Raw genomic sequence first — 25,947 nt, 5'->3', positions numbered from 1 at the left:
GCTATCTAAGTGATAGCGCATGAGGTAAGCATGACGAGGGCTGGAGCCTGAATTTCTTCAAGCCACTTGCCTCAAATAGCCCTTCGGTCGCGGATGTCAGGCCGTGCCACCCGCCGGTGCCAGCCGGGCACGGCGGGTGTTGAACAGCCCCTCGAGGCTGTAGACCACCAGTGCACCCCAGATCAGCGCGAAGCCGATCAGGCGGGGCAGTTGCAGCGGCTCGTTGAACACCAGCACGCTGAGCAGAAACAACAGGCTGGGTGACACGTATTGCAAGAGGCCCAGAGTGGTCATCGGAATGCGCCGGGCACCTGCCGCAAACAGCAACAAGGGAATGGCGGTCAGCGGTCCGGCCAGCACCAGCCAGCCCACCGAGCCGCTGGCGCCATGCAACAGCGCGCTGTCGCCTTGCCACACACCGTAAGCCAGATAGGCCGCCGCGATCGGCGCCAGCATCATGGTCTCCAGGGTCAGCCCTTCCAGCGCGCCCAGCACCGCCACCTTGCGCAGCAGGCCATAGAAGCCAAAGGTCAGCGCCAGCATCAGGGCCACCCACGGCAGGCGCCCGGTCTGCACGGTCAGCCAGACCACACCCAGCGCGGCCAGGCCCACGGCGATCCACTGGCCGCGGCGCGGCCGTTCACCCAGAAAGGCGTAGGCAAACGAGACATTGACCAAGGGCAGTATGAAGTAGCCCAGGCTGGCATCCAGCACATGCTGGTTTTGCACGGCCCACACATAGATCAACCAGTTGCTCGACAGCAGCAGCGCTGACAGCGCGAAGGCGCCCAATACTTTGGGTTGTTTCGCAACCTGGCCTAGCCAGGCCCAACGTTTGAGCACCAGCAGGACCAGCATCACGAACAACAGCGACCACACGGTGCGGTGCATCACCACCTCCAGCGCGGGCACGTCGGCGACCTGCCTGAAATACAGGGGGAACATGCCCCAGATCATGTAGGCGAGCAGGGCGTAAACGACTCCAGGATTCATGTTTGCTCTTGGGCTTTGGCGCGTGTGCGCGCTGGTGGGAAGGCGCTGGGGCGACTGGCCCTGCGCGGCGGCTTGCTTTGTCAATAGTACGGCGCTTGGCCGGGTTTGCTAAACGATAAAACTTCGCTTGTCTTGTGAATATGGCTCACATTAAGATGGCGGCCATGAACGCACCCTTGCGACTCCCCAACCTGGCTGCGCTGCGTGTGTTTGAAGCAGCGGCGCGGCATGAGAATTTCTCACGTGCTGCCGCCGAAATCCATGTCACACACGGGGCTGTCAGCCACCAGGTGCGTGCGCTGGAGGCCGAGCTGGGCGTGGCCCTGTTCACCCGCCACGGCAAGCGCCTGGCGATCACGCCCCAGGCCGCCTTGCTAGCGCAAACCGTTCGCAATGCTTTCAACGACATTGCCAAGGGTGTCCAGCAGGTGCGCGCCCATGGGCAGCAACAGCGTCTGACGGTGTCTTGCCTGCCGTCCTTTGCTGCACGCTGGCTGGCGCCGCGCCTGGGCCAGTTCATCGAAGCGCATCCCGACACCGAGCTGGTGTTGCAGTCCAGCGGCCAACTGCAGGATCTGGTGCGCGACGGCATCGACGTGGGCATACGCTTTGGCACCGGCCAGTACCCGGGCATGGAGGTGGAGAGGCTGCTGGGCGACTCCTACTACCCGGTGGTCAGCCCGCGTTACCGCAATGGTGATCTGCCCAAGACGCCGGCCCAGCTCAAGCGGGCGCGTCTGCTGCTGTCCGACGAGCCTTGGAGCCCGTGGTTGCAGGCGGCCGGTGTGGCCATGGCCGAGCCCACGGGCGGCGTGCGTTTCCAGGATATGTCTTTCGTCATCCGCGCCGCACTGGATGGCGAAGGCGTAGGCCTGGTGCGCCATGTGGTGGCGGAGCAGGAGATTGCACAGGGCAACTTGCTGCGCTTGTTCGATGTGGCGGTCAAAAGCGAGAACCACTACTACCTGGCTTGCCCGCCCGGCGCGCGGGACAAGCCCCAGGTTGCTGTTTTTTTGGAATGGCTGCGGGGAGAGGTGGAGCGCTTTAGGGCTCGGTCGGGGGATCTGGTGGCCTAAGTTCCAGCTGATCTTCTGGCGTTGGTATCAGTCGGGTAGCGGGTTTTGCTCCGTGTCCCCCGCCCGCTATGCGGGCTCCTCCTTTACCTACGCAAAACCCGCTACCCGACTGATACGGCGTGGCTTGTGCTTGCAGATGTGAGAGCCGAAACCCCAGCAACTGGCTTGGCGCCCGTGTCGCCGCGCAGGTAAAGGAGGAGCCCGAAGGGCGGGGGACACGGAGCGGCGGCACGGGCGCCAAGCCAGTTGCGGGCGATGACACAAACCGCCCTGTCGGCTTGCGGTCAGCTTTGCCAGCGCATGATGCGGCACAATCCGGTCAATTTCCTCCAACCCCTCTGAGCGACACCATTCACCATGTCTGATACCGCCCACATCCCGCCCCGCGACAAGGCCGAAATCCTGGCCCAAGCCCTGCCCTATATCCGCAAGTACCACGGCAAGACCATGGTCATCAAGTACGGTGGTAATGCCATGACAGACCCCGGCCTGCAGGCCGACTTTGCCGAAGACGTGGTGCTGTTGAAGCTGGTCGGCATCAACCCGGTCGTTGTGCACGGCGGTGGCCCGCAGATCGAGAACGCACTCAAGCGCCTGGGCAAGAAGGGCGAATTCATCCAGGGCATGCGCGTCACCGATGCCGAAACCATGGAAGTGGTGGAGTGGGTGCTGGGCGGCGAGGTGCAGCAGGACATCGTGGGCCTGATCAACCAGGCCGGCGGCAAGGCCGTGGGCCTGACCGGGCGCGATGGCGGCATGATCCGTGCGCAAAAACTCAAGATGCTGGACAACGCCGACCCCAATGTCGAGCACGACGTGGGCCAGGTCGGCGACATCATCAGCGTGGACCCCAGCGTGGTCAAGGCATTGCAAGATGACGCCTTCATCCCCGTCATCAGCCCCATCGGCTTTGGCGAGAACAACGAGAGCTACAACATCAACGCCGATGTGGTAGCCGCCAAGCTGGCCACGGTGCTGCAGGCCGAGAAGCTGATGATGCTGACCAATATCAGCGGTGTGCTCGACAAGAACGGCGAGCTGCTGACCGACCTGACCGCGCGGCGCATCGACGAGCTGTTTGCCGACGGCACCATCAGCGGCGGCATGCTGCCCAAGATTGCTGGCGCGCTGGACGCGGCCAAGAGCGGGGTCAACGCGGTGCACATCATCGACGGGCGTGTGCCCCACGTGTTGCTGCTGGAAATCCTCACGGACCAGGCTTTCGGTACCATGATCCGCTCGCATTGAGTGGCGCTACTTATTTAATAGCTACTTAAGCCCATTCCGCGAGGGCTGGAGGTCAATCTGTCATGCGACTCTTGTTGGTGGAAGACGATGTGATGGTGGCCAGCGGCATCAAGCTGGGGCTCACGGGCGCCGGCTATGCGGTGGACTGGGTGGGCAGCGCCGAGCGCGCGCTGGAGGTTACGCGGGACGAAACCTTTGACTTGGCAGTCATCGACATCGGCCTGCCCGGCATGGACGGCCTGGTGCTGACCCAAAGCCTGCGCAAGGCCGGCCACGCGATGCCCGTACTCATACTCACGGCACGCGACGCGCTGCAGGATCGGGTGCAGGGGCTGGACATGGGAGGTGACGACTACATGGTCAAGCCCTTCGAGCTGCCCGAGCTGCTGGCCCGCCTGCGCGCGCTGCTGCGCCGATCACAAGCAGCGACTTCGGCCACGCTGAGCTTCGGTCCGCTGGAGCTGGACACTGCGCTGCGCCAAGCCAGCATCCGCAGCGGCGATGGCGCCAGCCAGCCCATTGAGTTGGGCCCGCGCGAGTGGACGGTCATGGAGTATCTGATGCTGCAGGCCCCCAAGCCGGCCAACAAAGACAAGCTGCTGCAGGCCCTGACCGGCTGGGACAAAGAGATCACACCCAATGCGGTGGAGGTCTACATCTCGCGCCTGCGCGGCAAGCTCGAACCCCATGGCCTGGCGCTGCGCTCCATCCGCGGCTTTGGCTACCGGCTGGAACTGTTGGCGCCCAATACCACTGCATCGGCTGCCGCACCCCGCGCGTCGGGCTTGTGAATACGCCGCCATCACCGTCGGTGCACAGCGGCATGGCGTCAGGCCTGCAGCGGCGGTTGCTGTTGCTATTGCTGGTGCCGCTGTTTTTGCTGGGGGCGCTGAACGCCTGGTTCGACCTGCGCTCGGCCGACAGCGCGGCGCTGCAGCAAGACCGGCATCTTTTGTCTTTGGTGCCTATGCTGGCGGGCTCGGTGGTAGGGCGCGGCTTGACTGAGTCCGATCCGCCGGTGCTGCTGATCGCCCCGCCCATAGAAGATTTTTTGCACGATCGCCCCGCGATGTCGGCCTTTGCGCTGGTGGGTAAGGATGGCAGCGTGCTGGCCGGCGAAAGCTGGCTCAGCGGCATGCCCCCGGCTACCGGCGAGCCCGAGTTCTCCAGCCAGGAGTTTGATGGCGTGACCTACCGCATTGTCAGCCAGCGCATGAACACGGCGGCCGGTGAATTGGTGTTGCGCCTGGCCGATGGCTCGGACCCACGCCAGCAATGGCTGCGCCTGCTGTGGGTCAAGGTCGGGTTGCCGAACCTGGTCTTGGTGGTGGCGGCCTTTTTCGCCGTCAACTGGGCCGTGCGCCGCGCACTGCGTCCGCTGATCGAATTGAAGGAGGCGGTGGAGCGCCGTTCGCCGCGCGACCTGTCGGCGCTGGACGCGCAGGGCTCGCCCGACGAGGTGCGGCCGCTGGTGTTGTCGCTGAACCGCTTGTTCGATCTGGTCAATGCCCAGGCCGAGAGCCAGCGCCGCTTCGTGGCCGATGCCGCCCACCAGTTGCGCACCCCCTTGGCCGGTCTGCAGGCCCAGGTAGAGGCCTGGGCGCAGGGGCTGGGCTCCAGCGCCGCGCAGGCCCACCCCGATCACATCTACAGAGAAGATAGCCACCTAGCCCCCGTCGAAATTGAGAATGCTGCTATTACTTTGGAAGCAAGCCAGGTTTTGAAGCTGCGCCAGGCCGCGCGGCGCACCTCGCAGTTGGCCAACCAGTTGCTGGCCCTGTCGCGCGCCGATGCGCGCAGCGCCAATACCCAACCGATGCAGCGCGTGGACTTGCGCCAGCTGTGCGAGATGCTGCTGGAGACCCATCTGGATGCCGCCAGCGCCAAGCAGATCGACCTGGGGCTGGAGGTGGCCGATGTGCACGCCACCGGCCATGAGTGGCTGTTGCGTGAGCTCATGGGCAATCTGGTGGACAACGCCATTCGCTACACCCCCGCGGGGGGCTGTGTCACGCTGCGCTGCGCCATGGCCGTGACGCCGGACCAGGGTACGCAGCCCATGCTGGAGGTGGAAGACAACGGCCCCGGCGTGCCCGTGCACGAGCGCGCCCGCATGCTGGAGCGCTTCTACCGTGTCGCCGGCACCATGGGTGAAGGCAGCGGCCTGGGCCTGGCCATCGCCGAGGAAATCGCCCGTGTGCACAACAGCCAATTGCTGGTGCTGGAAGGGCACGGCGGTCGAGGCTTGCGCATGCGGCTGGTGATACCAACTTAGGCAAAACCCTTGCCGCCCCTATGCGAGAATAAAAATTACAACCACCGCTTTGCGCACCATGCCAGACGTCCTCACCCAGTCCCCCACTGAGCCCCTAGAAGACCACGCACAGTCGGTGGAGCTGGAGCCACCGGCGCCAGCCGCCGCGGTGGTGCGCAAGCGACCAAAGCCGGGTGAACGCCGCGTGCAAATCCTGCAGGCCCTGGCCAGCATGCTGGAGCAGCCCAGCGGCGACCGCATCACCACTGCCGCGCTGGCGGCCCGGCTGGATGTCAGCGAAGCGGCGCTGTACCGCCATTTCGCCAGCAAGGCGCAAATGTTTGAAGGACTGATCGAGTTCATCGAGCAGACCGTCTTCTCCCTGGTCAACCAGATTCTGGAGCGCGAGCAGGCTGCCCCGGATGGCGCGGCCGATGCGGGCCGGCGCCAGGCTGCCAAGATCATCGCCATGCTCGTGCAGTTCGCCGAGAAAAACCCCGGCATGGCCTGCGTCATGGTGGGCGATGCCCTGGTGTTCGAAAACGAGCGCCTGATTGCCCGCATGAACCAGTTTTTCGACAAGATAGAAGCCACGCTCAAGCAATGCCTGCGTGATGGGGCCGCCGCCCAAGCCTCGGCCACGCCCACCGTGGACGCCCAGGTGCGGGCCTCCATGCTGGCCGCCTTTGTGGGTGGTCGGCTGCAGCGCTTTGTGCGCTCGGGTTACAAGCGCCTGCCCTCCGAGCACCTGGAGGCTTCTTTGCAGATGCTGCTGGGGTAAACCCGGCTGTTGATTAGAAAAACGCCCCTAGAACTGTAAAAAGCTTGCAAGGGTGGCAAGTAATGCTGCAAAATAGCACGATCGTTCTATTTTGTTATGCATTGCATCCATGTCTATCGCGTCTCTGTCTGCCAAGTTGATCCGCAAGGCCAGCCCCGCGGCCAAGCGTGCGGGCACCAAAGCCCCATCCGGGCGTGCCCTGCAAAAGGGCCAGCAAACCAAGCTGGCCATCGTGGATGCCGCCCTCGGTCTGGCCACACAAATCGGCCTGGAGGGCCTGAGCATCGGCGCCCTGGCCGAGGCCACAAATATGAGCAAGTCGGGCGTGTTCGCCCACTTCGGTTCCCGCGAGGAGCTGCAGATCTCCGTTATTCACCAATACTTTGCGCAGTTTGAGCAGGATGTGTTCTACGCCGCCCTGTCCGAGCCGCGCGGACTGCCGCGGGTCAAGGCGCTGTTCTCCAACTGGATGAAACGGGTCGCCATCGAAATCCAGTCCGGCTGCATCTTCATCAGCGGCGCTGTCGAGTTTGACGACCGGCCTGGCCCGGTGCGTGATGCACTGGCCACCTCGGTGCAGACCTGGCTGGGCGCGATGAACCGCGCCATCGTGCTGGCCAAGACCTGCGGCGACCTGCGTGCCGATGCTGACGAAGAACAAATGGCTTTCGAGATCCACGGCCTGATCCTGGCCCTGCATTACGAGGCCCGCTTCCTGAACAAGCCTGGCTCGATAGCCCGCGCCAACAAAGGCTTCGACAACATCCTGGCGCGATACGGCGCCAAGGCCCCATCCACACCCACCAAATCCTGACTTTTCTGGTTCACCGTTCCCCAAGGAGTAAACACCATGCCTACATACACCCCTCCCCTGCGTGACATGCAATTTGTGATGCACGAAGTGCTCAAGGTCGTGGACGATTTCAAGCAGATTCCGCAGCACGCGGAGATCGACGCCGACACCATCAATGCGGTGTTGGAAGAAGGCGGCAAGTTCGCCTCCGAGGTGATCTTCCCCTTGAATGTTTCCGGTGACGCCGAAGGCTGCACCCTGGACACCAAGACCCATGCGGTGACCACACCCAAGGGTTTCAAGGAAGCCTACAAGACGTATATTGAAGGCGGCTGGGCTGCGCTGGGCTGCGACCCCGAGTTTGGTGGCCAGGGCCTGCCCCTGGTGGTCAACGGCCTGTTCTATGAAATGCTGAACAGTGCCAACCAGGCCTGGACCATGTACCCCGGATTGACCCACGGTGCTTATGCCGCTTTGCACACCCACGGCACGGACGAGCAGAAGCAGACCTACCTGCACAAGATGACCAGCGGCGAATGGACCGGTACCATGTGCCTGACCGAACCCCATTGCGGTACCGACCTGGGCCTGATGCGCACCAAGGCCGAGCCTCAGGCCGACGGCACCTACAAGATCACCGGCAACAAGATCTTCATCAGCGCCGGCGAACACGACATGGCCGACAACATCATCCATCTGGTGCTGGCCCGCCTGCCCGATGCGCCCCCCGGTATCAAGGGCGTGAGCCTGTTCATCGTGCCCAAGTTTCACGTCAAGAAGGACGGATCCTTGGGTGAGCGCAACGGCATCTACTGCGGTGGCCTGGAACACAAGATGGGCATCAAGGCCAACGCCACCGCCCAGATCGTGCTGGAAGACGCCGTAGGCACCATGGTGGGCCAGCCCAACAAGGGCATGCAGGGCATGTTCGTGATGATGAACGCCGCCCGCCTGGGTGTGGGCAACCAGTCCCTGGGCCTGACCGAAGTGGCGTTCCAGAACGCGCTGGCCTATGCCAAGGACCGCATCCAGATGCGTTCGCTGTCTGGCCCCAAGGCCAAGGACAAGCCGGCCGATCCCATCATCGTGCACCCCGATGTGCGCAAGATGCTGCTGACCGCCAAGGCTTACGCCGAAGGTGGCCGCGTGCTGCAGGCCTACTGCTCCATGCTGCTGGAAAAAGAGCACGGCCACCCCGATGAGAAGGTGCGCAAGGACGCCGGCGAAATGCTGGCCATGCTGACCCCCATCGTCAAGGCCTTCATCACCGACAACGGTCACATCGCCACCAACGCCTGCATGCAAGTCTTCGGCGGCCATGGCTTCATCAAGGAATGGGGCATGGAGCAGTTCGTGCGCGACAACCGCATCAACATGATCTACGAAGGCACAAACACCGTGCAGTCGCTGGACCTGCTGGGCCGCAAGATCTTGTCCAACAACGGTGCTACGCTGAGGAAGTTTGGCAAGCTGGTGGGCAAGCTGGTGGAAGAAGAAGGCGTCAACGAGAAGATGGCCGAGTTCATCACCCCCATCGCCATCCTGGGTGACCAGATGACCAAGTTCACAACCGAGATCGGCTTCAAGGGCTTCCAAAACCCCGACGAAGTGGGCGCCGCTGCGGTGGACTACCTGCGCGTCGCCGGCCACCTGGTGTTCGGCTACTTCTGGGCCCGCATGGCACAGGTGGCACTGCGCGAAATCGCGGCTGGCAACACCGACCCGTTCTACGGCGCCAAGCTGCAGACCGCGCGCTTCTACTTCGGCAAGCTGTTCCCCGAAACCGCAACCCTGATGCGCAACGCACGTGCCGGCAGCAAGGTGTTGATGGACACCGATCTGGCCCTGGCGTGATACGGTGGCACGCCGCCCCTTCTTTCACACTTTCTACCGAGGAGTTTCCATGTTGCGTTCCGTCATTGCAGTTCTGGTGTGTGGTTTCAGCGTCTCAGCCATGGCGCAGATGTCGCCCGTGGGCGTGTGGCAAACCATTGACGACAAAGACGGCACCGTCAAGTCGGAAATCCGCATCGTTGAGAGTGGCGGCGTGGTCTCGGGCAAGATCGACAAGATCCTTGACCCCAAGTCCAAGCCGGACGCCAAGTGCAACGAGTGCACCGACGAACGCAAGGACCAGCCCATCCTGGGCATGGAAATCCTGCGCGGCCTGAAGAAGGCCGATGGCAAGGATCTGTGGGAAGGCGGCAACATCCTCGACCCCAACAACGGCAAGGTCTACAAGGCCACCGTAACCCCTATTGAAGGCGGCAAGAAGCTGCAGATGCGCGGCTACATCGGCTTCTTCTACCGCACGCAAATCTGGAACCGCGTCCAGTAACTCCCCCTATAGCAGGAACACCCTCATGTCCCGTTTCCAAGTCAAAAAAGTCGCCGTGCTCGGCGCCGGTGTGATGGGCGCGCAGATCGCCGCCCATCTGGTCAACGTCAAGGTGCCGGTGGTGCTGTTTGACCTGCCCGCCAAGGAAGGCCCCAAGAACAGCATCGTCACCAAGGCCGTCGAAGGCCTGAAGAAACTCAAGCCTGCACCACTCGGCGTGAGCGAAGATGCGGTGCTGATCCAGCAGGCCAACTACGAAGAGCACATGGACGTGCTCAAGGAGTGCGACCTGATCATCGAGGCCATTGCCGAGCGCATGGACTGGAAGCTGGATCTGTACAAGAAGATCGCACCCTTTGTGGCACCGCACGCCATCGTGGCGTCCAACACATCGGGCCTGTCGATCACCAAATTGAGCGAAGCGCTGCCCGAAGAAATCAAACCGCGTTTCTGCGGCATCCACTTCTTCAACCCCCCACGCTACATGGCGCTGGTGGAGCTGATCAACACCCCCACGACCGAAGCCAAGGTTTTGGACGATCTCGAAGCCTTTGTGACCAGCAACCTGGGCAAGGGTGTGGTCCATGCCAAGGACTCCCCCAACTTCATCGCCAACCGCGTCGGCATCGCCGGCATGCTGACGACGATGAAAGAGGTCGAGAACTTTGGCCTGACCTATGACGTGGTCGACGACCTGACCGGCAAGAAGCTGGGCCGCGCATCATCGGGAACCTTCCGCACCGCGGATGTGGTCGGTCTGGACACCATGGCCCACGTCATCAAGACGTTGCAGGACACCCTCTCCATCGAGACCGATCCGTTCTACGAAAGTTTTGCAACACCTGCGGTGTTGAAGACTCTGCTGGAGATGGGCAACCTGGGCCAGAAGACCAAGGCCGGTTTCTTCAAGAAGGTCGGCCGCGATGTGTCGCGCTTTGACCTGGCCAGTAAAGAGTACGTGCCCGCCGGCGAAAAGGCCGACGAAGTCTATGGCCGCATGCTGAAGAAGCCTGCCGCCGAACGCCTGAAACTGCTGCGCAATGCTGAAGGCAAGCAGGGCCAGTTCCTGTGGGCCATTCTGCGCAATGCCTTCCACTATGCCGCCGTGCACCTGGCATCGATTGCCGACAACGCCCGCGATGTGGACTTCTGCATGCGCTGGGGCTTTGGCATGCAGCAAGGCCCGTTCGAGCTGTGGCAAGAAGCCGGTTGGCTGGAAGTGGCCAAGATGGTTCAGGAAGATATCGACGCCGGTAAGGCCTTGTGCAAGGCACCGCTGCCGAAGTGGGTGTTTGAAGGCCCTGTCGCCGAACGCGGTGGTGTGCACCAGCCCGAAGGTTCGTTCAACCCCAGCACCGGCAAATTTGTTGCCCCGCGCAGCCTGCCCGTGTATGCCCGTCAGCACTTCCCCGAAAGCGTGCTGGGTGCGAATGCACCGTCCGCCACCACAGCCGGCAAGACGCTGCATGAGGATGATGACATCCGCCTGTGGACGCTGGATGACGAAATCGTCATCGCCAGCATCAAGACCAAGATGCACGCCATCGGCCCCGGTGTGGTCGAAGGTCTGCTGAAGGGCCTGGAGCTTGCCGAACAGGACTACCAGGGATTGGTGGTCTGGTCGCCGGACGAGATGTTCTCCGCCGGTGCCGACCTGCAATCCATGCTGCCCGCCTTCATGGTGGGTGGCGCCGCCGCCATCGACGGTGCCGAGCATGAAATGCAGCAGGCCATGCTGAAGCTGCGCTATTCCAACGTGCCCGTGGTCTCCGCCGTGCGCGGCCTGGCCCTGGGCGGCGGCTGTGAGTTGGCCGTGTACTCCAGCAAGCGCGTGGCGGCCATGGAGAGCTATATCGGCCTGGTGGAAGTCGGCGTGGGCCTGGTGCCCGGTGCCGGCGGCCTGACCTACATCGCCCGCCGTGCGGCCGAGAACATGGCGCTGTCCACTTCGAAAGACTTGCTGCCCTTCCTGACCGAAGGCTTCACGTGTGCCGCCATGGCCAAGGTCGGCACCAGCGCGCTGGAGTCGCGCAAGCTGGGCTATCTGCTGGACAGCGACGTCATCGTGCCACACAAGGACGAGTTGCTGTTCGTCGCCATCAACGAGGCCAAGGCCTTGTCTGCCGGTGGTTACCGTGCCCCGCACAAGCGCCTGTTCCCGGTAGCCGGCCGCAGTGGTATTGCCACCATCACGGCACAGTTGGTCAATATGCGCGACGGTGGTTTCATCAGCGCGCACGACTTCCATATTGGCAAGCTGATTGCCGAGGTGGTGTGTGGCGGCCAGGTGGATGCCGGCACCCTGGTCAGCGAGGAATACGTCATGACGCTGGAGCGCAAGGCTTTTACATCGCTGCTGACCAACGCCAAGACGCAGGAACGCATCATGGGCATGATGAGCACTGGCAAGCCCGTGCGCAACTGACGCCATGTCCACGACCAAGACACCCAAGGCAGGCCCCAACCGCCTGGCACGCACGCTGGCCCAGCTGGACAAGGTGCCTGCACCGCTGCGCCCGCTGGTGCGCAACCTGGTGCTGCGCCGCGCCGTGCCCTTCACCGGTACAGCCCGCCTGGACTTTGCCGTGATGACGCCCGAAAAGGTGGAGATCGCAATAGCCAACCAGCGCCGTGTGCAGAACCATATCCAGGGCGTGCACGCCGCTGCGATGACCCTGCTGGCCGAAACGGCCACTGGCATGGTGGTCGGCATGAATGTGCGCGACGACTGCCTGCCGCTGGCCAAGGAACTCAAGGTGCAGTTCAAACGCCGCACCAAGGGTGATATGCGCGCCGTGGCGCAGCTGAGCGCGCAGCAGCGCCAGCTGATGCAGACGCAAGACAAGGGCGAGGTCGTGGTCCCCGTGACCGTGACCGATGCCTCGGGTGAAGAGCCCATCCAGTGTGAATTCATCTGGGCCTGGGTGCCGACCACCAAGAAGGCGGCCGCCACCCCCAAGACCCGCAGTGTTCCGGCCTGATGCCGGCACCCACCCAGACCCGAAAAGGAGTTACTCCATGAAACAAGTTCAAGACGCCTACATCGTTGCGGCCACGCGCACACCCATCGGCCGTTCCGGCCGCGGCTACTTCCGCAACACCCGCCCCGACGAACTGCTGGTGGCCGCCATCAAGAGCGCCATGCTGCAGGTGCCCACGCTGGATCCCAAGGCGATTGAAGACGCCATCATCGGCTGCTCGTTCCCCGAAGGTGAGCAGGGCATGAACATGGCCCGCATCGCGGTCGGCCTGGCATTTGACCACCCCGTCGGCGGCATCACCGTGAACCGCTTCTGCGCCTCCGGCATCTCCGCCATCCAGATGGCGGCTGACCGCATCCGCGTGGGTGAGGCCGATGTGCTGATCGCCGGCGGTGCCGAGTCCATGAGCATGGTGCCCATGGGTGGCAACAAGACATCGTTCAACCCCGCTGTGTTCGAGCGCGATGAAAATATCGGCATCGCCTACGGCATGGGTCTGACCGCCGAGAAGGTGGCGCAGAAGTGGCAGGTCAGCCGCGAAGCGCAGGACGCCTTTGCGCTGGAATCCCACCTGCGCGCCATCAAGGCCCAGCAGGCTGGTGAATTTACCAACGAAATCACACCCATCGACGTCATCGAGCGCACGCCCGACCTGGCGACGGGTGAAGTGCGTACCAAGACCCGCACCGTGAACCTGGACGAAGGCCCCCGCCCCGACACCTCACTCGAAGGCCTGGCCAAGTTGAAGCCCGTGTTCGCCGCCCGCGGCAGCGTCACCGCCGGCAACAGCTCGCAAACCAGCGACGGTGCCGGTGCGCTGATCCTGGCCAGCGAAAAGGCCGTCAAGCAGTTTGGCCTGACACCGCTGGCGCGTTTCGTATCGTTTGCTGCACGCGGCGTGCCGCCCGAGATCATGGGCATTGGCCCCATCGAAGCCATTCCCGCCGCACTGCGCTATGCCGGCCTGCAGCACAGCGACATCGACTGGTTCGAACTGAACGAAGCCTTTGCGGCCCAGTCGCTGGCCGTGGTCAACACGCTGGGCCTGGACCCGAAGAAGGTCAACCCCATGGGTGGTGCCATTGCCCTGGGCCACCCGCTGGGAGCCACTGGTGCCATCCGCGCCGCTACGGTGGTGCACGCGCTGCGCCGCCACAACCTGAAGTACGGCATGGTGACCATGTGCGTGGGCACCGGCCAAGGCGCTGCAGGCATCTTCGAGCGCGTCTGATCGTCGCTGCACAAGGCCACCTGCGGGTGGCCTTTTTCTTTCTTGCTTGCATGGAGACAAGACTTTGACGACGGCAACACAACACCAACATGCTTTTGACGCAGCGGTAGCGCTGGAGCCGCAGGCCGATGGCACCTTTGCCGGCCACACCAGCCCGGCCTACGCCAACATGGTCGGCCCTTTTGGCGGCATCAGCGCCGCACAGGTGATGAACGCGGTGCTGCTACACCCCCAGCGCCTGGGCGAGCCGGTGGCGCTGACGATCAACTTTGCGGCGGCGCTGGCCGACGGCCCCTTCACCATCGACGCCCGCCCCGCACGCACCAATCGCTCCACACAGCACTGGGTCATCTCTGTGCAGCAAAACGGCGAGACCGTGCTGACTGCCACGGCCTTCACCGCCGTGCGCCGCGACACCTGGAGTCTGGACGAGCAGATGCTGCCGGCTGTGCCGCGCCCTGCCGACGTGCCGCTCGTCGCGGGCGGCATTCCCATGGCCTGGGTGCAGAACTACGAGATGCGCCCCATCACCGGCGGCATGCCCGCCAAGTGGGATGGCAGCGGTGATAGCAGCCTGACCCAACAGTGGGTTCGCGACCAGCCACCGCGCCCGCTGGACTTTGCGTCACTGATCGGCCTGGCCGACATCTTCTTCCCGCGCCTGTATGTGCGCCGCGCCACCGCTGTGCCCGTGGGTACGGTGACGATGACGGTGTACTTCCATGCCGACACCGCGCAACTGCAGGCCACCGGTAGCGGCTACCTGCTGGCCCAGGCCAAGGCCCAGGCCTTTCGCAACGGCTATTTCGACCACACGGCACAGCTGTGGAACGAGGCCGGTGTCCTGCTGGTGACCACGCAGCAGGTTGCTTACTATAAGAATTAATGTGTTTGCGGGACAGACCGCAGCCGCGTAGCGGCAAGCTCTGTCCCCAACTGATTAAGGTTTGCGGGACAGACCGCTATCAACAAACAGGAGACTGAAACCATGCAAGACATACTGATCCACACCGCCGACGGCGTGCAGACCCTCACCATCAACCGCCTGGACAAGAAGAACTCGTTCACGCAGGCCATGTACGGCGCCATGGCCGACGCGCTGGAGCAGGCAAAGAATGATCCCGCCATCCGCGTCACCGTCATCCAGGGTGATGTGACCGTGTTCAGCGCCGGCAACGACATCAGCGATTTTCTGCAGCGCAAACCGTCCACCGAAGAATCGCCGGTGTTCCACTTCCTGCGCGGCATTGCATCGCATCCCAAGCCCATCGTCGCGGCCGTCTGCGGCCCGGCCGTGGGCATTGGCACCACGCTGTTGTTCCACTGCGATCTGGTGTATGCGGGCGACAACGCCGCCTTCTCCATGCCTTTCGTCAACCTGGGCCTGTGCCCTGAGGCCGGCTCCAGCCTGCTGGTACCGCAGATGATGGGCTACCACCGCGCGGCTGAGGCCCTGCTGCTGGGCGAGCCCTTCATGGCCGAGGCGGCCTTGGAGGTCGGCCTGGTCAACCGCATCGTGCCACCCACCGAGGTCAACGACATCGTCCAGACGCTGGCTCGCAAGCTGGCGGCCAAGCCCCTGGCATCGCTGATCGAAACCAAGCGCCTGATGAAGAAGGGGCAGATGGACAAGGTGCTGGCGCAGATCTCGGAAGAAGGCGCCAACTTTGCCCGCCTGTTGCAGGAGCCCGCGGCCAAGGAGGCCTTCACCGCGTTTCTAGAGAAGCGCAAGCCTGACTTCTCCAAGGTGTAAGGTAAATACCCCAAACTTACCCAAATTGGGGTTAAATCGCTATGCGCTGAATAAAAAAAGCATGTAGCCCTCGTCCAGGCTTATTAAGTAGCTATTAAAACAGTAGCAAATAGCATTGCTGCACAACAAGGAGACAACCAGCATGGATACCAAAACCGCATCTCCCGCAACGGCGGGCAGTCTCAAGGGCAAGACCCTGTTCATCACCGGCGCATCGCGCGGCATTGGCCTGGCCATTGCCAAGCGCGCAGCGGCCGATGGCGCCAACATCGTCATCGTTGCCAAGACGGCCGACCCCAACCCCAAGCTGCCCGGTACCATCTACAGCGCGGCCAAGGAGGTGGAGGCTGCAGGCGGCCAGGCCCTGCCGCTGGCCGTGGACATCCGTGAAGACGACGCCGTCGCCGCGGCCGTGGCCAAGGCGGTGGAAACCTTTGGCGGCATCGACATCCTGGTCAACAACGCCAGCGCCATCAGCCTGACCAATACCGAAGTCACGCCGATGAAGCGCTTCGACCTGATGAACGGCATCAACGCGCGCGGCACCTACCTGTGCACGGCCACCTGCCTGCCGGAGCTCAAAAAGTCCGCCGCCGCCGGCCGCAACCCCCATGTGTTGACCATGTCGCCGCCGCTGTCCATGAAGACGCACTGGTTCCAGAATCACACGGCCTACACCATGGCCAAGTACGGCATGAGCATGTGCACGCTAGGTCATGCGGGTGAATTCAAGAAGTTCGGCATTGGCGTCAACAGCCTGTGGCCGCGCACAGCCATCGCCACCGCTGCGATGCAGATGATCCCTGGCGTGGATATTGCGCTGTGCCGCACGCCCGAAATACTGTCCGACGCCGCCTACCTGATACTCACCGGCCCCAGCAGCAACACCGGCAATTTCTACATTGACGACAGCCTGCTGGCCGAACACGGCATCACCGATCTGGAAAAATATTCGGTCACACCCGGCACGAAGAACTTTGTCCCTGACTTCTTTGTGGACTGAGGGCTAGGCGGTACATTGGGCCATGGCGGCCTTCCACCCTGTGCTGGCGGCGCTCCTACTGGTAGCCACAAGCATGACCCAAGCGATCGCCGACAACCCCTACTACGACGCCACCAAGCCCCACCACACGCGTGAGGGCTTTCGCAACAACTACAGCGACACGGTGGTGAAGCCCTTGGGGCATGTGCTGCGTTGGCAGTGGGAGGCCTACCGTGACGGAAATCCCAAGCCGCCGCAGGCGCCCACGCCCACCATCGCACCTGATCTGCCGCTGATCCAGGGATATCGTGCAGGCAGTCCGCCCGCTGTCACATGGATAGGCCATGCCACGCTGCTGGTGCAGGCCGGCGGCCTCAACGTGCTGACCGACCCGGTGTTCAGCGAACGCGCCTCGCCATTGCAGATCATGGGTCCCCAACGCGCCCAGCCGCCCGGCGTGGCGTTGGACGATCTGCCGCCCATCGACGTGGTGGTGGTCTCGCACAACCACTACGACCACCTGGACCGCAGCAGCATTGCGCAACTGAACGCGCGCGGCGGCGGCAAGACGCTGTTCCTGGTACCGCTGGGTCTCAAACCCTGGATGGAGAAGCTGGACATCACCAACGTGGTGGAGCTGGACTGGTGGCAACACCACGACGTGAACGGTGTTGCATTCCACCTGACCCCCGTGCAGCACTGGTCCGCCCGCGGCCTGGGTGACCGCAGCGAAACGCTGTGGGGCGGCTGGGCGGTACTGGGCACCGATCTGCATTGGTACTTTGGTGGCGACACCGGCTACAGCAAGGACTTCGTCGACACCCGTACCCACTTCGCACCGCGCCAGACCGAAGTCTTGGGCGGCGGTTTTGACCTGGCGCTGCTGCCCATAGGCGCCTACGCGCCACGCTGGTTCATGCGTGAGCAGCATGCCAACCCCGAAGAGGCGGTGCAGATCCACCTGGACTTGGGCGCCAAGCGCAGTGTTGCCATGCACTGGGGCACGTTTGCGTTGACTGATGAGCCACTGGACCAGCCGCCGATCGACCTCGCGCAAGCGCGGGCGGCGAAGGGCATCAGTGAAGGGACTTTTTCGGTATTGAAGATCGGTGAGACGCGAAGCGTGGCAGGGCGTAGGCCCTAGCTGGGGTTCACCGGTGTGACGGCCTTGCTGGCAATGAGCGCGTCCAGCGGCAGGCTGGCCTCGGGAAGGGCTGAGCCGGCGCGGGGCGTCACCCCCATCCAGCCGTTGCGCCCTTGGCGCTTGACGTGGTAGAGCGCCTGATCGGCCAGGTCCAACACCTCATTCCACGGCAGAAACCCGTTGGCACGCGGCATGGGGAAGGTGGCAAAGCCGATCGAGCAGGTGACTGCAAGCGTCTCCTGGGCGGTTACCGCAAACGGCTGTTCGCGGAATGCCTGGCATATGCGCTCTGCCTGGAGATGGGCGTGCTTGGCCTCGGCATTGCGCGTGATAACCAGAAATTCTTCACCGCCCCAGCGAACGACATGGCTGGACTTTCGGGTGGAGCGGCGCAAGCGCTCGGCCACCTGAACGAGTATCCGGTCACCCCCATCGTGGCCAAAGTCGTCATTGACGCGTTTGAAATGGTCTATGTCCACCAGATAAAACACGAGGCCCCGCTCGCTGGCGGGCCAATCCCGTGTGGCCAAATCCACGTCGCTGTCCATGTGCAGCGATAGGTAGCGCCGGTTGTGCAGGCCAGTCAGTGCATCGGTCTGGCTGGCGTCATTCAAGGCCTGGTTGGCCTGGACGAGCGCGGCGTTGGCTTGGTCGAGCTCTGCCGTGCGTTCGATCACGCGCCTCTCCAATTCGGTGTTCGCCAGGCTCAGCTGGTTGGCCATGCTTTGGATTTCATGGACCGCGAGCAGTTGGGACGCCAGCGCACCTAGATAGGACGCAAACAGCACGCCTTCGCGGGACCAGGGCCTGTGCTCCTGGCGGTTGGCAACGACCAGGACGCCTTTGAATTCGCCCTGCCGTCGCAGAGGCACTTCGATGGATGATTGGATGAAGTCGGGATAGCCATGGGCCAGCAGGGCCTCATACCGCGGGTGCAGCCGCACATCGTCCAGGACCCGGGGTTCTGTCAATTGCTCCAGCTCTGCAAGCAGCGTGCTGCGATGCCGTATCTGGTCGTCGGTCATCTGCATGGCAGGCTCCAACGCGTCGGCTTCCCGCGCGACAAGCTGCATGCCAGAGTCCTTGCGCTCCCACACCGCAACGCTATAGGCCTGCAGCACACGCACCCCCACGTTGCACAGCAACTGCAGTCCGGCCTGTTTGTCCGCCCCCTGGATACTGGGCTCATGGCTCAAGGCCAGCAGCGTTTCCAAAGGAGTCTGCTCACTCAGGTCGTACTGGCGCAGGGCCTCCAGGTGTTCGGCCACATTCAACTGCTGAACAATGGCGCTTTGCAACTTGTGCGATTCCCGGCTGTGTTGCAGGGCCGAGGGGTAATCACCAAATTGCTCCATCAATTCCGACAGAGCCGCATGGCAATCCGCCTGCTGCCGCCTGGCGCCCGATTGAATAGCAAGCCGCAACGCCCTTTCGTAGCTGGAGGCCGCGTCTTGCAAGAGCCCTTGTTTACGCAGTATGTCGGCCTGGGTGCGGGTGGTGCCGCTGATGAGCCAGCCATAACCCGCGGATTGCGCGCGGTTCATGGCCATGGTGTTGTGCAATTGGGCGTTCGCCAGGTCTCCCAAATCCAGATGGAGTGCAGCCAGTTGCCAATGGCTTTCCGCAATGTAGTGCCGCACCTTGCCTTCGGTCGCGGCCTGCAGGGCGCGCTGAAAGTATGTGCCGGCTCCCGTTGGGTCCTGGATGATGCGGTGGTTGAAGCCCTGGTTGAGAGCTACCTTGCTGATCAGGTAGGCGTCCTGGGTTTGCTCTGCGAGCACAGCGGCATCGGCATGCAGCCGCGCCGCGGTGCGGCCGTCACCCAGCGCGTCGTAGACCTGGCCCAGTCCTATGCGGGCCTCAACCTCGGTTGCGCGTGCGCCGCACAGCCTGCTGACATCAATGGCCTGGCCCCATAGCGTGGCGGCTTCCCGGTAGTCGCCCTGCGTATAGCGAATTCGGCCCATGGCGCACAACAGCATGGAAAGCTCCAGACCCCAGCCGTTGGAGCGGGCCAATGCTGCAGCGTCGACCAGTTCGTCCAGCAAGATCGCCGATTGACCCAGAACCTCCAGGCAGCGGAAGTTTGCGTACAACACGGCGGTCGAGAATGGGGTTGCGATCCCTTGCGCTTGCTGGGCGAGCCGTAGTTTGGATAGAACCGCGCTCAGCTTCTTCGGGTGGCGGAATGTGGCTCTCTCAATCGCTTGCTGCAGTCTGGTCTCAATAGATTGCATGGATAGATCACTCAAAAAGCGCGTAGCGATGCCCATGGGGTTGTGCGGTTGGCCTAGTGTAGTGGCTTGGGTGCTCGGCACTGGCCCATGGTTACTTGGAAAATGCAAGACAATATTCCAGCCCCTTGTGGGCAGATACAGTAGCCGCACCACCCCTCGCAAGGAGCTTTTCCCATGAAGCAGTCCGCAGCCGAACGTCCTGACCCCACCAGCCAACGCAAGGCTGCTATTGCCCGCGGCGCAGCGCTGGAGCACACGGGCAAGGTTCAGATCAAGCCGATTCCCAACTTTGACCTGGACCGCACCATCTTCAAGACCCTGGAGGGTCGCGCCGCCCGTTATGTGATGGAAAGCCGCGTGGGCAAGGAGGCCCACTGGGAGACTGCTGCGGCCCGGGCTGTGCAAGCCGAGTATGCGGCCGCCCGCGCGGCGCACCCGTTGCCAGCGGTCAGCCCGGAGCTGATGCAATTCCTGGTGAACGAGTGCGATTTCGATGTGGAGCATGCCGACGGTTCGTTTCTGGACCACCTGTACTTCTGCTTCGAGTACAGCGTGCAGCACTACCCCCAGCACTCACCGCTGGTGATGTTCTTGCACTCCATCCTCGGCACTGGCACCAACACCTTTGCGATGACCGTGGACAAGATCCCCGCGCTGCGCCCGCTGATGACGCCCTGGGAGTGGACGCAGGTCGAGGCCTTTCCCTCTGTGCTGCGGCTGCTCTACGCAGGCCCCCTGCGCCGGGAGCTGCGGGACAACATCCACCGCCCCGATGCCATGGCCTCCATCTCCTTCCACCGGGTGATTGACAACGCGCGGATCACGCTCAGTGGAGAGGATCTCTGGGTCGCGCTGAACTACCAGCTCATCCACCTGGTGGACTTTCTCCCTGTGGCCAACTGGTCGGTACACCAGAACGATACATCGTTTATTTTGTTCCGCGATCTGTACGCGTTGCTGGGCACGGCGGGCAAGCGCGAAGCGGCCGTAGGCTACACGTCCGCGTCGGGAGCGCATATGCCGCAGGGCGAGCCCCAGGGCTTGGGCGCTCGGCTCATCAACTGGATACCGGTGGGTGTCGCCGAGCGCATGGCGGCCAAGTCGGTTGCCCGTTTCTCGGAGCGCATCGGGCATTCGCTGGACTATCGGATCACCTGGACCTGACCAAGGCGGGGAACGTCCTCTGCGCAGGGTTGCCCACTACCGGCACGCCTGATACAGCCCACTACCCATGCGCGGTGCTTCTCACCGGTCATCCGCATCTCGTTTGCCACCCACTGCGCACGTGCTTCGTTGATGTGGCCTGTGTCGGCCCAACGGCGCGCTTCCAATGCCGGGTTGTGCAGCATGGCTGCCAACCATGCGGCCTCGTCCCGCGTGAGCTGGTCGGCGCGTTTGGCGAAGTAGGTGTGGGCTGCTGCCTGCGCGCCACACAGGCCGGATGCGCCCCAGGGCGCGTTGTCCAGGTACAGGCGCAGGATGCGGGCCTTGCCCAGCGTCTGTTCCATCTCCACTGCATACAGCAGTTCACGCAGCTTGCGTACAGGCGAGCGTTCGCCGCCCGTCACCAACAGCTTGGCCACCTGTTGCGACAAGGTGCTGGCGCCGCGCAGGCCCGTGACTGGATCGCCGGGGGTTTCCGTGGCACGGCGGTTGTTGCTGTTCAATGCATGTACCACTTCCACCAGGTCATAGCCCGTGTGCTCAAAAAAGCGCTGGTCTTCAGCCGCGACCACGGCGCGGGCCAGCAGGCTGTTGGCACCCAAGGCCACGTTTTGGGCGCGCGGCGCAAGCCCTCTGCCACAGGAGCTCTGTGCATTGGCCCATTGCTCGGTGCCCAGGCCGTGAACGGCCATGCCCACCAAGCGCGGCTCCACCGTCAGCGCGCGGGATGGCAGGTTCAAGGTGGCGCGCAGTGCAAATGTGCCGTCGATCTGGGTCTGGGCCAACTCGGGCATGGCATCGGCAAACAGGGCATAGCCATCGCGCACCGGTGTGGGCGGCAAGTCCATGTCCAGCAAGAGGTTGGTATGGGTCAATTGCCCGTGCCAGGTGGCCGTGACGGCACCGGCGGCCACGGTGCCATGCAATTGCATGCCACTGCGGTGCACGCGTACATCCACGGCGGGCAGGTGCAATGCGGCCGTGCCCCAGCTTGCGTTGTGCAGGCTGCAGGGCTGGCAGCGCAGGCGCAGTGTCTGCGTGTTTGCGTCCCAGCCCATGTGCAGCGGCCCGGCGGGTGAGGGCAGTGTGTGGCCGTCCAACTGCTGAGCAACCCATGGCGTTGTGCCCAGCCAGATCAACGAGGCCACACCGATCTCGACGGGCGCCGGTCCTGCATAGACCGTCGTGGCCCAGGTGCCGGGCGAGGGGCGTATTGCTGCACGGGCCACGAAGAACAGTACCAGCAGCGCACAGAAGACGCTGGCAGTTGCAACGCCGACCCAGTAGGCCAGGCGGTACAGCGCGCGTATCTTGGAACGGATCAAGCTGTGCAAGGACAACAAAGTGGTGTTCATAGCGGTGTGGCAACGGTGATGGCCTTCCAAGGGCCGTGGGATTGACCGGCGATGGATGCCCAGTACCAGGACGAGGCATCGGTAAAGCCCTGGCCTTGGGCGTCTTCAATGCGCTCGCAGACGCGCAGGCTGTGGCCATTGCGCTGGGCCACAAAGCAACGCCAGCGGTCCTGGCTCGGGGCTTGCACTTCCAGTTGCTCACTGTGGATGCGGTAGCCCAGGCTGCGGTAGCAATCGGTGGCGGGGTGCAGCATGCGCGTGGGCTGGGTTACTGTGCGCAGCACCACCGTGTGCTGCTCGTCGGTCAAGCGGGCCACGGTGCCGGGGAAGTGCCAAGCAAAGCGCCGCTCCACGTCGCTGAGTGCCAGTGGGCGCAGCGTGGCGCCTTGCCATTGCATGGGCAGTTCGCCTGCGGCCCGCGCCAGCGTGCGCGATGCATCGATGTCCGCAACGTGCTGGTGGTCGTGGACGGCCTGCGCCACACCCGCCAGTGCACACAGCGGCAGCACGGTGGCCCACAGGGCCTTGTGCAGCACGCGGTTCAGGAATCGGTTTTCCAGCAGCTTCATGGTGTGATGGCTCATTCGTGACTCAGCACGGCGCGGGGCCGCCAGGCCATGGCGCCGGCAATGCCAGTGCAGACGATGGCCAGCACGAACAGACCCACAGCCTCGTGCCCCCACGTGGGCAGCGCCTGCCCAGTGGCCTGGCAAGCCACCAGCACCGTGTTGCGCACCACATTGCCCAGCAGCACCAGCACACTGACCACGGGCAGGCGCATCAAAAAGCTGCGGTTGTTGCGACCCACGACCAAGGCCACTGCGCAGGCGGTGAAGTAGCCCAGCCAGGCCATTTGCACGCCTGAGCAGGGGGCATCGACAATGATCAATTGGCCATCGACAACGAGGCTGCTGCCCGTGCGCTCCACGGCGTGCGCCGCCGACAGCAGCCAGCGGCTGATTTCGGCCGTAACCACCCGCAGCGGAAAGCCCGCATAAAATTGCAGCGAGGCCAGCAACGGTAACGACAGCACGGAAAGACCCAACACCGGTGCGGTCGCTACACGGGCTGGCAGGAAGGCGATAAGGCCGGCTGCCAGGGACAACAGTCCCACCAGCGCTACCAGCATATCCGGCAACTGCGCATGCAAGGCCGTGGTCAGCACCGCACCAGCCAGGGCCACCATCTGCAGACCTAGGCGCGGGGCGGCCCGTAGCCGCGTGCGGTGCCGCCATAGCAGTACGCCCAAGGCGGTCAATGCCAACACGCCCAGCGGGTCGTCGGATCCGTCCACCATGCGCTGGCCCATCCACCACCAGGTGGGCCACAGGGCTACGGCCAGCAAGGCCAGCCAGCGCCAGGCGGCTGCGGAGTCGATGGTGATGCCGAAGCGCACGAATTGCGGGTTCTGCAGTAAAGCGGACATTTTGTTGGCGCGGGGTTGGTTCATGCTCAACTGGTGAAGTGGTGAGCCCGTGCACGGCGGCGGCGCGTGGTCAGCATGGCCAGTACCGACAACGTGACGGCCATCGCGCCCCAGGTCGCGGGTTCGGGGGTGCTGGGCACTTCGGCACCCAGGGCGGTGTTCTCTACACCTTGGGGCAGTGGTGACGGTTGGTTGACGGAGGCAGCATCTGCGGGGCTGGTATTGCGCACCACTTGGTCTACGGCCAGGAAGCTGGTGTACTGCGTCAGCAGGTTGTATTGCAGGCCCAGGTCGGTAATGGCCTTGGCATAGGCGCTACCACCCTCCAGTGACTCCTGGTCGCTGAGTGCGGCAATGCGGTGGCGAGCCCACAACTGGCGCAGTGCGGCGGTGTCGGTGCCCTTGCTGGCGCTCAGTTCCATGCTATGGCGCACGGGGCCGCTGGCGGCGTTGCCTTCCAGCACGACCTGGCCTTTTGCTTCGCCACGCCATTTACCAAACACGATGACCGGGCGTTGTGCCAGCACATCGGGCAGGTTGCGGGGCTCCACGTCATACACGTCCAAGCCTTCAAAGCGCAGTTTCACATTCGTCAGCACGGGGGCGTCGATCATCTTGCGGAAGCGTGCGGCTTGCTCAGCCGCCTCGGCGGGTTTGGTGATGATGAAAGGTTCGCCCATGCCGGCGCGGGCCAGGCCCTCCATCAAGTGGCGGTTGACGCTGGAGCCAATGCCAAAGGAAAACACATTGGCCTTGCTCAGGTTGTTGCGCACCAGTTCAAAGGCCTCGCGCTCCACGGTCACGTAACCATCGGTCACCACCACCACGGTGCGCGAAACATCGGCAGCCTTGGGCTCGGCAAAGGCGCGCTTGAGCGCGGGTATCAACTCGGTGCTGCCATTGCCGCCCATTTGTTCAATGGTGCGCACGGCTTGGTCGATGTTGGCGCGGGTGGCGGGCACGGAGTGATCATTCAGGAAGCGGTTGCTGCCTGAGAACAGCAGCACATTGAAGGTGTCGCTGGGGCGCAGGTTGCCGATCAGTTCGCGCAACAGGGTCTTGGCGGTCTCCAGCGGAAAGCCGTGCATGGAGCCTGAAATGTCGACGACAAAGATGTAGTCGCGCGGTGTGATGGCGGTGGCTGGTGGTGCCTTGGGCGGCTCCACCATGGCTAGGAAGAAGTTTTCGTCTTGCCCCTTGTAGAGCATTACACCGCTTTCGATCGTATCGCCGGCCAGGCGGTAGTCCAGGATGAAGTCGCGGTTGTTCGTAGGGCCGGCATCCGTCTTGAGCCCCACGACCGTGGCGCCGCTTTGTTCGCGGTAGCTGCTGATGTCGTGCGAGCTGGAGCGCACCTCCTTGATGCCGATGGGCGTGTTCAGCGTCACGTGGATGTCAAAGGCCGGCGCCGTGCTACTGCTGGGCGTGTGTTGGCCCTTGGGCAGGTAGGGCTGGGCGACCCAGGTGGCGTTGGCCTGTTCACTCTGCGGGCTGTTGTAGCGCGGGCCCACCACGGTGGGAAAGACGAACTGGTAGTTCCCGTCCGTCGGCAGCAACAACTCGGTGTAGCGCAGCTCCACCTTCACGTCGTCGCCGGGCAGGATGTTGGCCACATTCATCTGGAACACATTGGGCAGGTGCTGCTCCAGCAATGCGGCTGTCTTGCCGGCCTGCTTGGCGGCGTCGTACTCGATCTTGGCTTGCTGCTTTTCCTTGATCTTGGCCGTGATCAGGCGGTCCGCCAGGCGCACATTCATGCCATACACCGCGGCGCGGGTAGAACCGGGAAACACATACTTGGCTTCGATGGCGCGTTGGCCTTCGTTCTTGTAGGTTTGCACCACGGTCACGTCGGCAATGACGCCGCTGACGCGCACATCCACTTGGGTCGATTTGAGGGGGAGCGCGTCTACACCGGGCGTATCGCTTTTGACAAAGAAGTAGGGGCTTTCGGTCTTGGTGCGGGGGGCAGCATCACGGTCCTGTGCGTGGACCGGGCTGGCCACCACCAGGGCCACAAAGCAGGTGGCCGATAAGGTGGTGGTCAGCAGCCACAGCCAGCGCGAGATGTGCCGGGGGCTGTGGGCTGCGATGGGTGAGAGGGTGGATTGAAAAGCCGGGGCTGGTGTGGCGGATGCCGGGGCTGCGAAGGCCATGGTGCTGTTCTCCAGACGCTGTGCGACATTGCACG

The 25,947-nt window shown here is 63.4% G+C and carries 22 protein-coding genes; 16 read left to right on the top strand and 6 right to left on the bottom strand.

The features are described 5' to 3' along the window. Positions 1-96: 96 nt before the first annotated feature. Positions 97-993: an EamA family transporter RarD gene (gene rarD, locus AC07OO_RS07330; protein ID WP_495081390.1), complete on the bottom strand. Its 897-nt coding sequence runs from the start codon at positions 991-993 to the stop codon at positions 97-99. Positions 994-1,157: 164 nt separating this feature from the next. Here rarD and gcvA point away from each other — a divergent pair, with 164 nt between their 5' ends. The 15 genes from gcvA to AC07OO_RS07255 all read left to right on the top strand — a co-directional run bounded on the left by gcvA (position 1,158) and on the right by AC07OO_RS07255 (position 17,574). Then, entirely contained in the window at positions 1,158-2,069 is a 912-nt protein-coding gene (gcvA, locus tag AC07OO_RS07325) for a transcriptional regulator GcvA (protein WP_495081389.1), read from the top strand. A 357-nt stretch (positions 2,070-2,426) separates the two neighbouring features. Then, positions 2,427-3,317: an acetylglutamate kinase gene (argB, locus tag AC07OO_RS07320; protein ID WP_495081388.1), complete on the top strand. Its 891-nt coding sequence runs from the start codon at positions 2,427-2,429 to the stop codon at positions 3,315-3,317. A 62-nt stretch (positions 3,318-3,379) separates the two neighbouring features. Further along, positions 3,380-4,108 carry a response regulator gene (locus AC07OO_RS07315; RefSeq protein ID WP_495081387.1) on the top strand — a complete coding sequence of 243 codons (729 nt, stop codon included), beginning with the start codon at positions 3,380-3,382 and terminating at the stop codon, positions 4,106-4,108. Positions 4,109-4,140: 32 nt separating this feature from the next. Continuing rightward, on the top strand, positions 4,141-5,592 hold the full coding sequence (locus AC07OO_RS07310) for a sensor histidine kinase (RefSeq protein WP_495081790.1): 1,452 nt from the start codon (positions 4,141-4,143) through the stop codon (positions 5,590-5,592). Between the two features lie 58 nt (positions 5,593-5,650). Next, on the top strand, positions 5,651-6,352 hold the full coding sequence (slmA, locus tag AC07OO_RS07305) for a nucleoid occlusion factor SlmA (RefSeq protein WP_495081386.1): 702 nt from the start codon (positions 5,651-5,653) through the stop codon (positions 6,350-6,352). A gap of 109 nt (positions 6,353-6,461) precedes the next feature. Next, a complete protein-coding gene (locus AC07OO_RS07300) occupies positions 6,462-7,166 on the top strand; it encodes a TetR/AcrR family transcriptional regulator (RefSeq protein WP_495081385.1) in 705 nt (234 codons plus the stop codon). A gap of 36 nt (positions 7,167-7,202) precedes the next feature. Then, positions 7,203-8,999, top strand: coding sequence for an acyl-CoA dehydrogenase C-terminal domain-containing protein (locus AC07OO_RS07295; protein ID WP_495081384.1), 1,797 nt, complete (start codon positions 7,203-7,205; stop codon positions 8,997-8,999). A 49-nt stretch (positions 9,000-9,048) separates the two neighbouring features. Beyond that, positions 9,049-9,483, top strand: coding sequence for a DUF2147 domain-containing protein (locus tag AC07OO_RS07290; RefSeq protein ID WP_495081383.1), 435 nt, complete (start codon positions 9,049-9,051; stop codon positions 9,481-9,483). A gap of 25 nt (positions 9,484-9,508) precedes the next feature. Then, positions 9,509-11,908 (top strand): 3-hydroxyacyl-CoA dehydrogenase/enoyl-CoA hydratase family protein, encoded by a 2,400-nt coding sequence (locus tag AC07OO_RS07285; protein WP_495081382.1) that lies wholly within the window; start codon positions 9,509-9,511, stop codon positions 11,906-11,908. A gap of 4 nt (positions 11,909-11,912) precedes the next feature. Further along, positions 11,913-12,464 carry a DUF4442 domain-containing protein gene (locus tag AC07OO_RS07280; protein WP_495081381.1) on the top strand — a complete coding sequence of 184 codons (552 nt, stop codon included), beginning with the start codon at positions 11,913-11,915 and terminating at the stop codon, positions 12,462-12,464. Between the two features lie 37 nt (positions 12,465-12,501). Then, entirely contained in the window at positions 12,502-13,695 is a 1,194-nt protein-coding gene (locus tag AC07OO_RS07275) for an acetyl-CoA C-acyltransferase (protein ID WP_495081380.1), read from the top strand. A gap of 64 nt (positions 13,696-13,759) precedes the next feature. Next, entirely contained in the window at positions 13,760-14,581 is an 822-nt protein-coding gene (locus tag AC07OO_RS07270) for an acyl-CoA thioesterase (RefSeq protein WP_495081379.1), read from the top strand. Between the two features lie 102 nt (positions 14,582-14,683). Then, complete coding sequence (locus AC07OO_RS07265) at positions 14,684-15,448, top strand: enoyl-CoA hydratase (RefSeq protein ID WP_495081378.1); 765 nt, start codon at positions 14,684-14,686, stop codon at positions 15,446-15,448. A gap of 142 nt (positions 15,449-15,590) precedes the next feature. After that, positions 15,591-16,451: an SDR family oxidoreductase gene (locus AC07OO_RS07260; RefSeq protein WP_495081377.1), complete on the top strand. Its 861-nt coding sequence runs from the start codon at positions 15,591-15,593 to the stop codon at positions 16,449-16,451. Between the two features lie 73 nt (positions 16,452-16,524). Continuing rightward, positions 16,525-17,574: an MBL fold metallo-hydrolase gene (locus AC07OO_RS07255; protein WP_495081376.1), complete on the top strand. Its 1,050-nt coding sequence runs from the start codon at positions 16,525-16,527 to the stop codon at positions 17,572-17,574. Here the strand turns inward: AC07OO_RS07255 and AC07OO_RS07250 are convergent. Next, positions 17,571-19,673 carry a diguanylate cyclase gene (locus tag AC07OO_RS07250; protein ID WP_495081375.1) on the bottom strand — a complete coding sequence of 701 codons (2,103 nt, stop codon included), beginning with the start codon at positions 19,671-19,673 and terminating at the stop codon, positions 17,571-17,573. The two genes, AC07OO_RS07255 and AC07OO_RS07250, sit on opposite strands and share 4 nt — an antisense overlap. 312 nt (positions 19,674-19,985) lie before the next feature. On the opposite strand from AC07OO_RS07250, the gene AC07OO_RS07245 reads away from it, so the two are divergent. Further along, positions 19,986-20,975, top strand: coding sequence for a hypothetical protein (locus AC07OO_RS07245; RefSeq protein ID WP_495081374.1), 990 nt, complete (start codon positions 19,986-19,988; stop codon positions 20,973-20,975). Here AC07OO_RS07245 and AC07OO_RS07240 read toward each other — a convergent pair. From AC07OO_RS07240 to AC07OO_RS07225, 4 genes are read right to left on the bottom strand one after another with little or no spacing between them, the layout of a single operon-like run. Continuing rightward, positions 20,954-22,330: a biosynthetic peptidoglycan transglycosylase gene (locus tag AC07OO_RS07240; protein WP_495081373.1), complete on the bottom strand. Its 1,377-nt coding sequence runs from the start codon at positions 22,328-22,330 to the stop codon at positions 20,954-20,956. The genes AC07OO_RS07245 and AC07OO_RS07240 overlap by 22 nt on opposite strands. After that, positions 22,327-22,914 carry a hypothetical protein gene (locus AC07OO_RS07235; RefSeq protein ID WP_495081372.1) on the bottom strand — a complete coding sequence of 196 codons (588 nt, stop codon included), beginning with the start codon at positions 22,912-22,914 and terminating at the stop codon, positions 22,327-22,329. Before AC07OO_RS07235 ends, AC07OO_RS07240 begins: the two co-directional genes overlap by 4 nt. Further along, positions 22,911-23,756, bottom strand: a complete 846-nt coding sequence (xrtQ, locus tag AC07OO_RS07230) for an exosortase Q (protein WP_495081371.1) — start codon at positions 23,754-23,756, stop codon at positions 22,911-22,913. Before xrtQ ends, AC07OO_RS07235 begins: the two co-directional genes overlap by 4 nt. 26 nt (positions 23,757-23,782) lie before the next feature. Further along, a complete protein-coding gene (locus AC07OO_RS07225) occupies positions 23,783-25,912 on the bottom strand; it encodes a VIT and vWA domain-containing protein (protein ID WP_495081370.1) in 2,130 nt (709 codons plus the stop codon). Positions 25,913-25,947: the final 35 nt, after the last annotated feature.

The sequence above is a fragment of the Rhodoferax sp. GW821-FHT07G04 genome (assembly GCF_059418585.1).
This window is presented reverse-complemented; position numbering and strand designations above follow the sequence as displayed.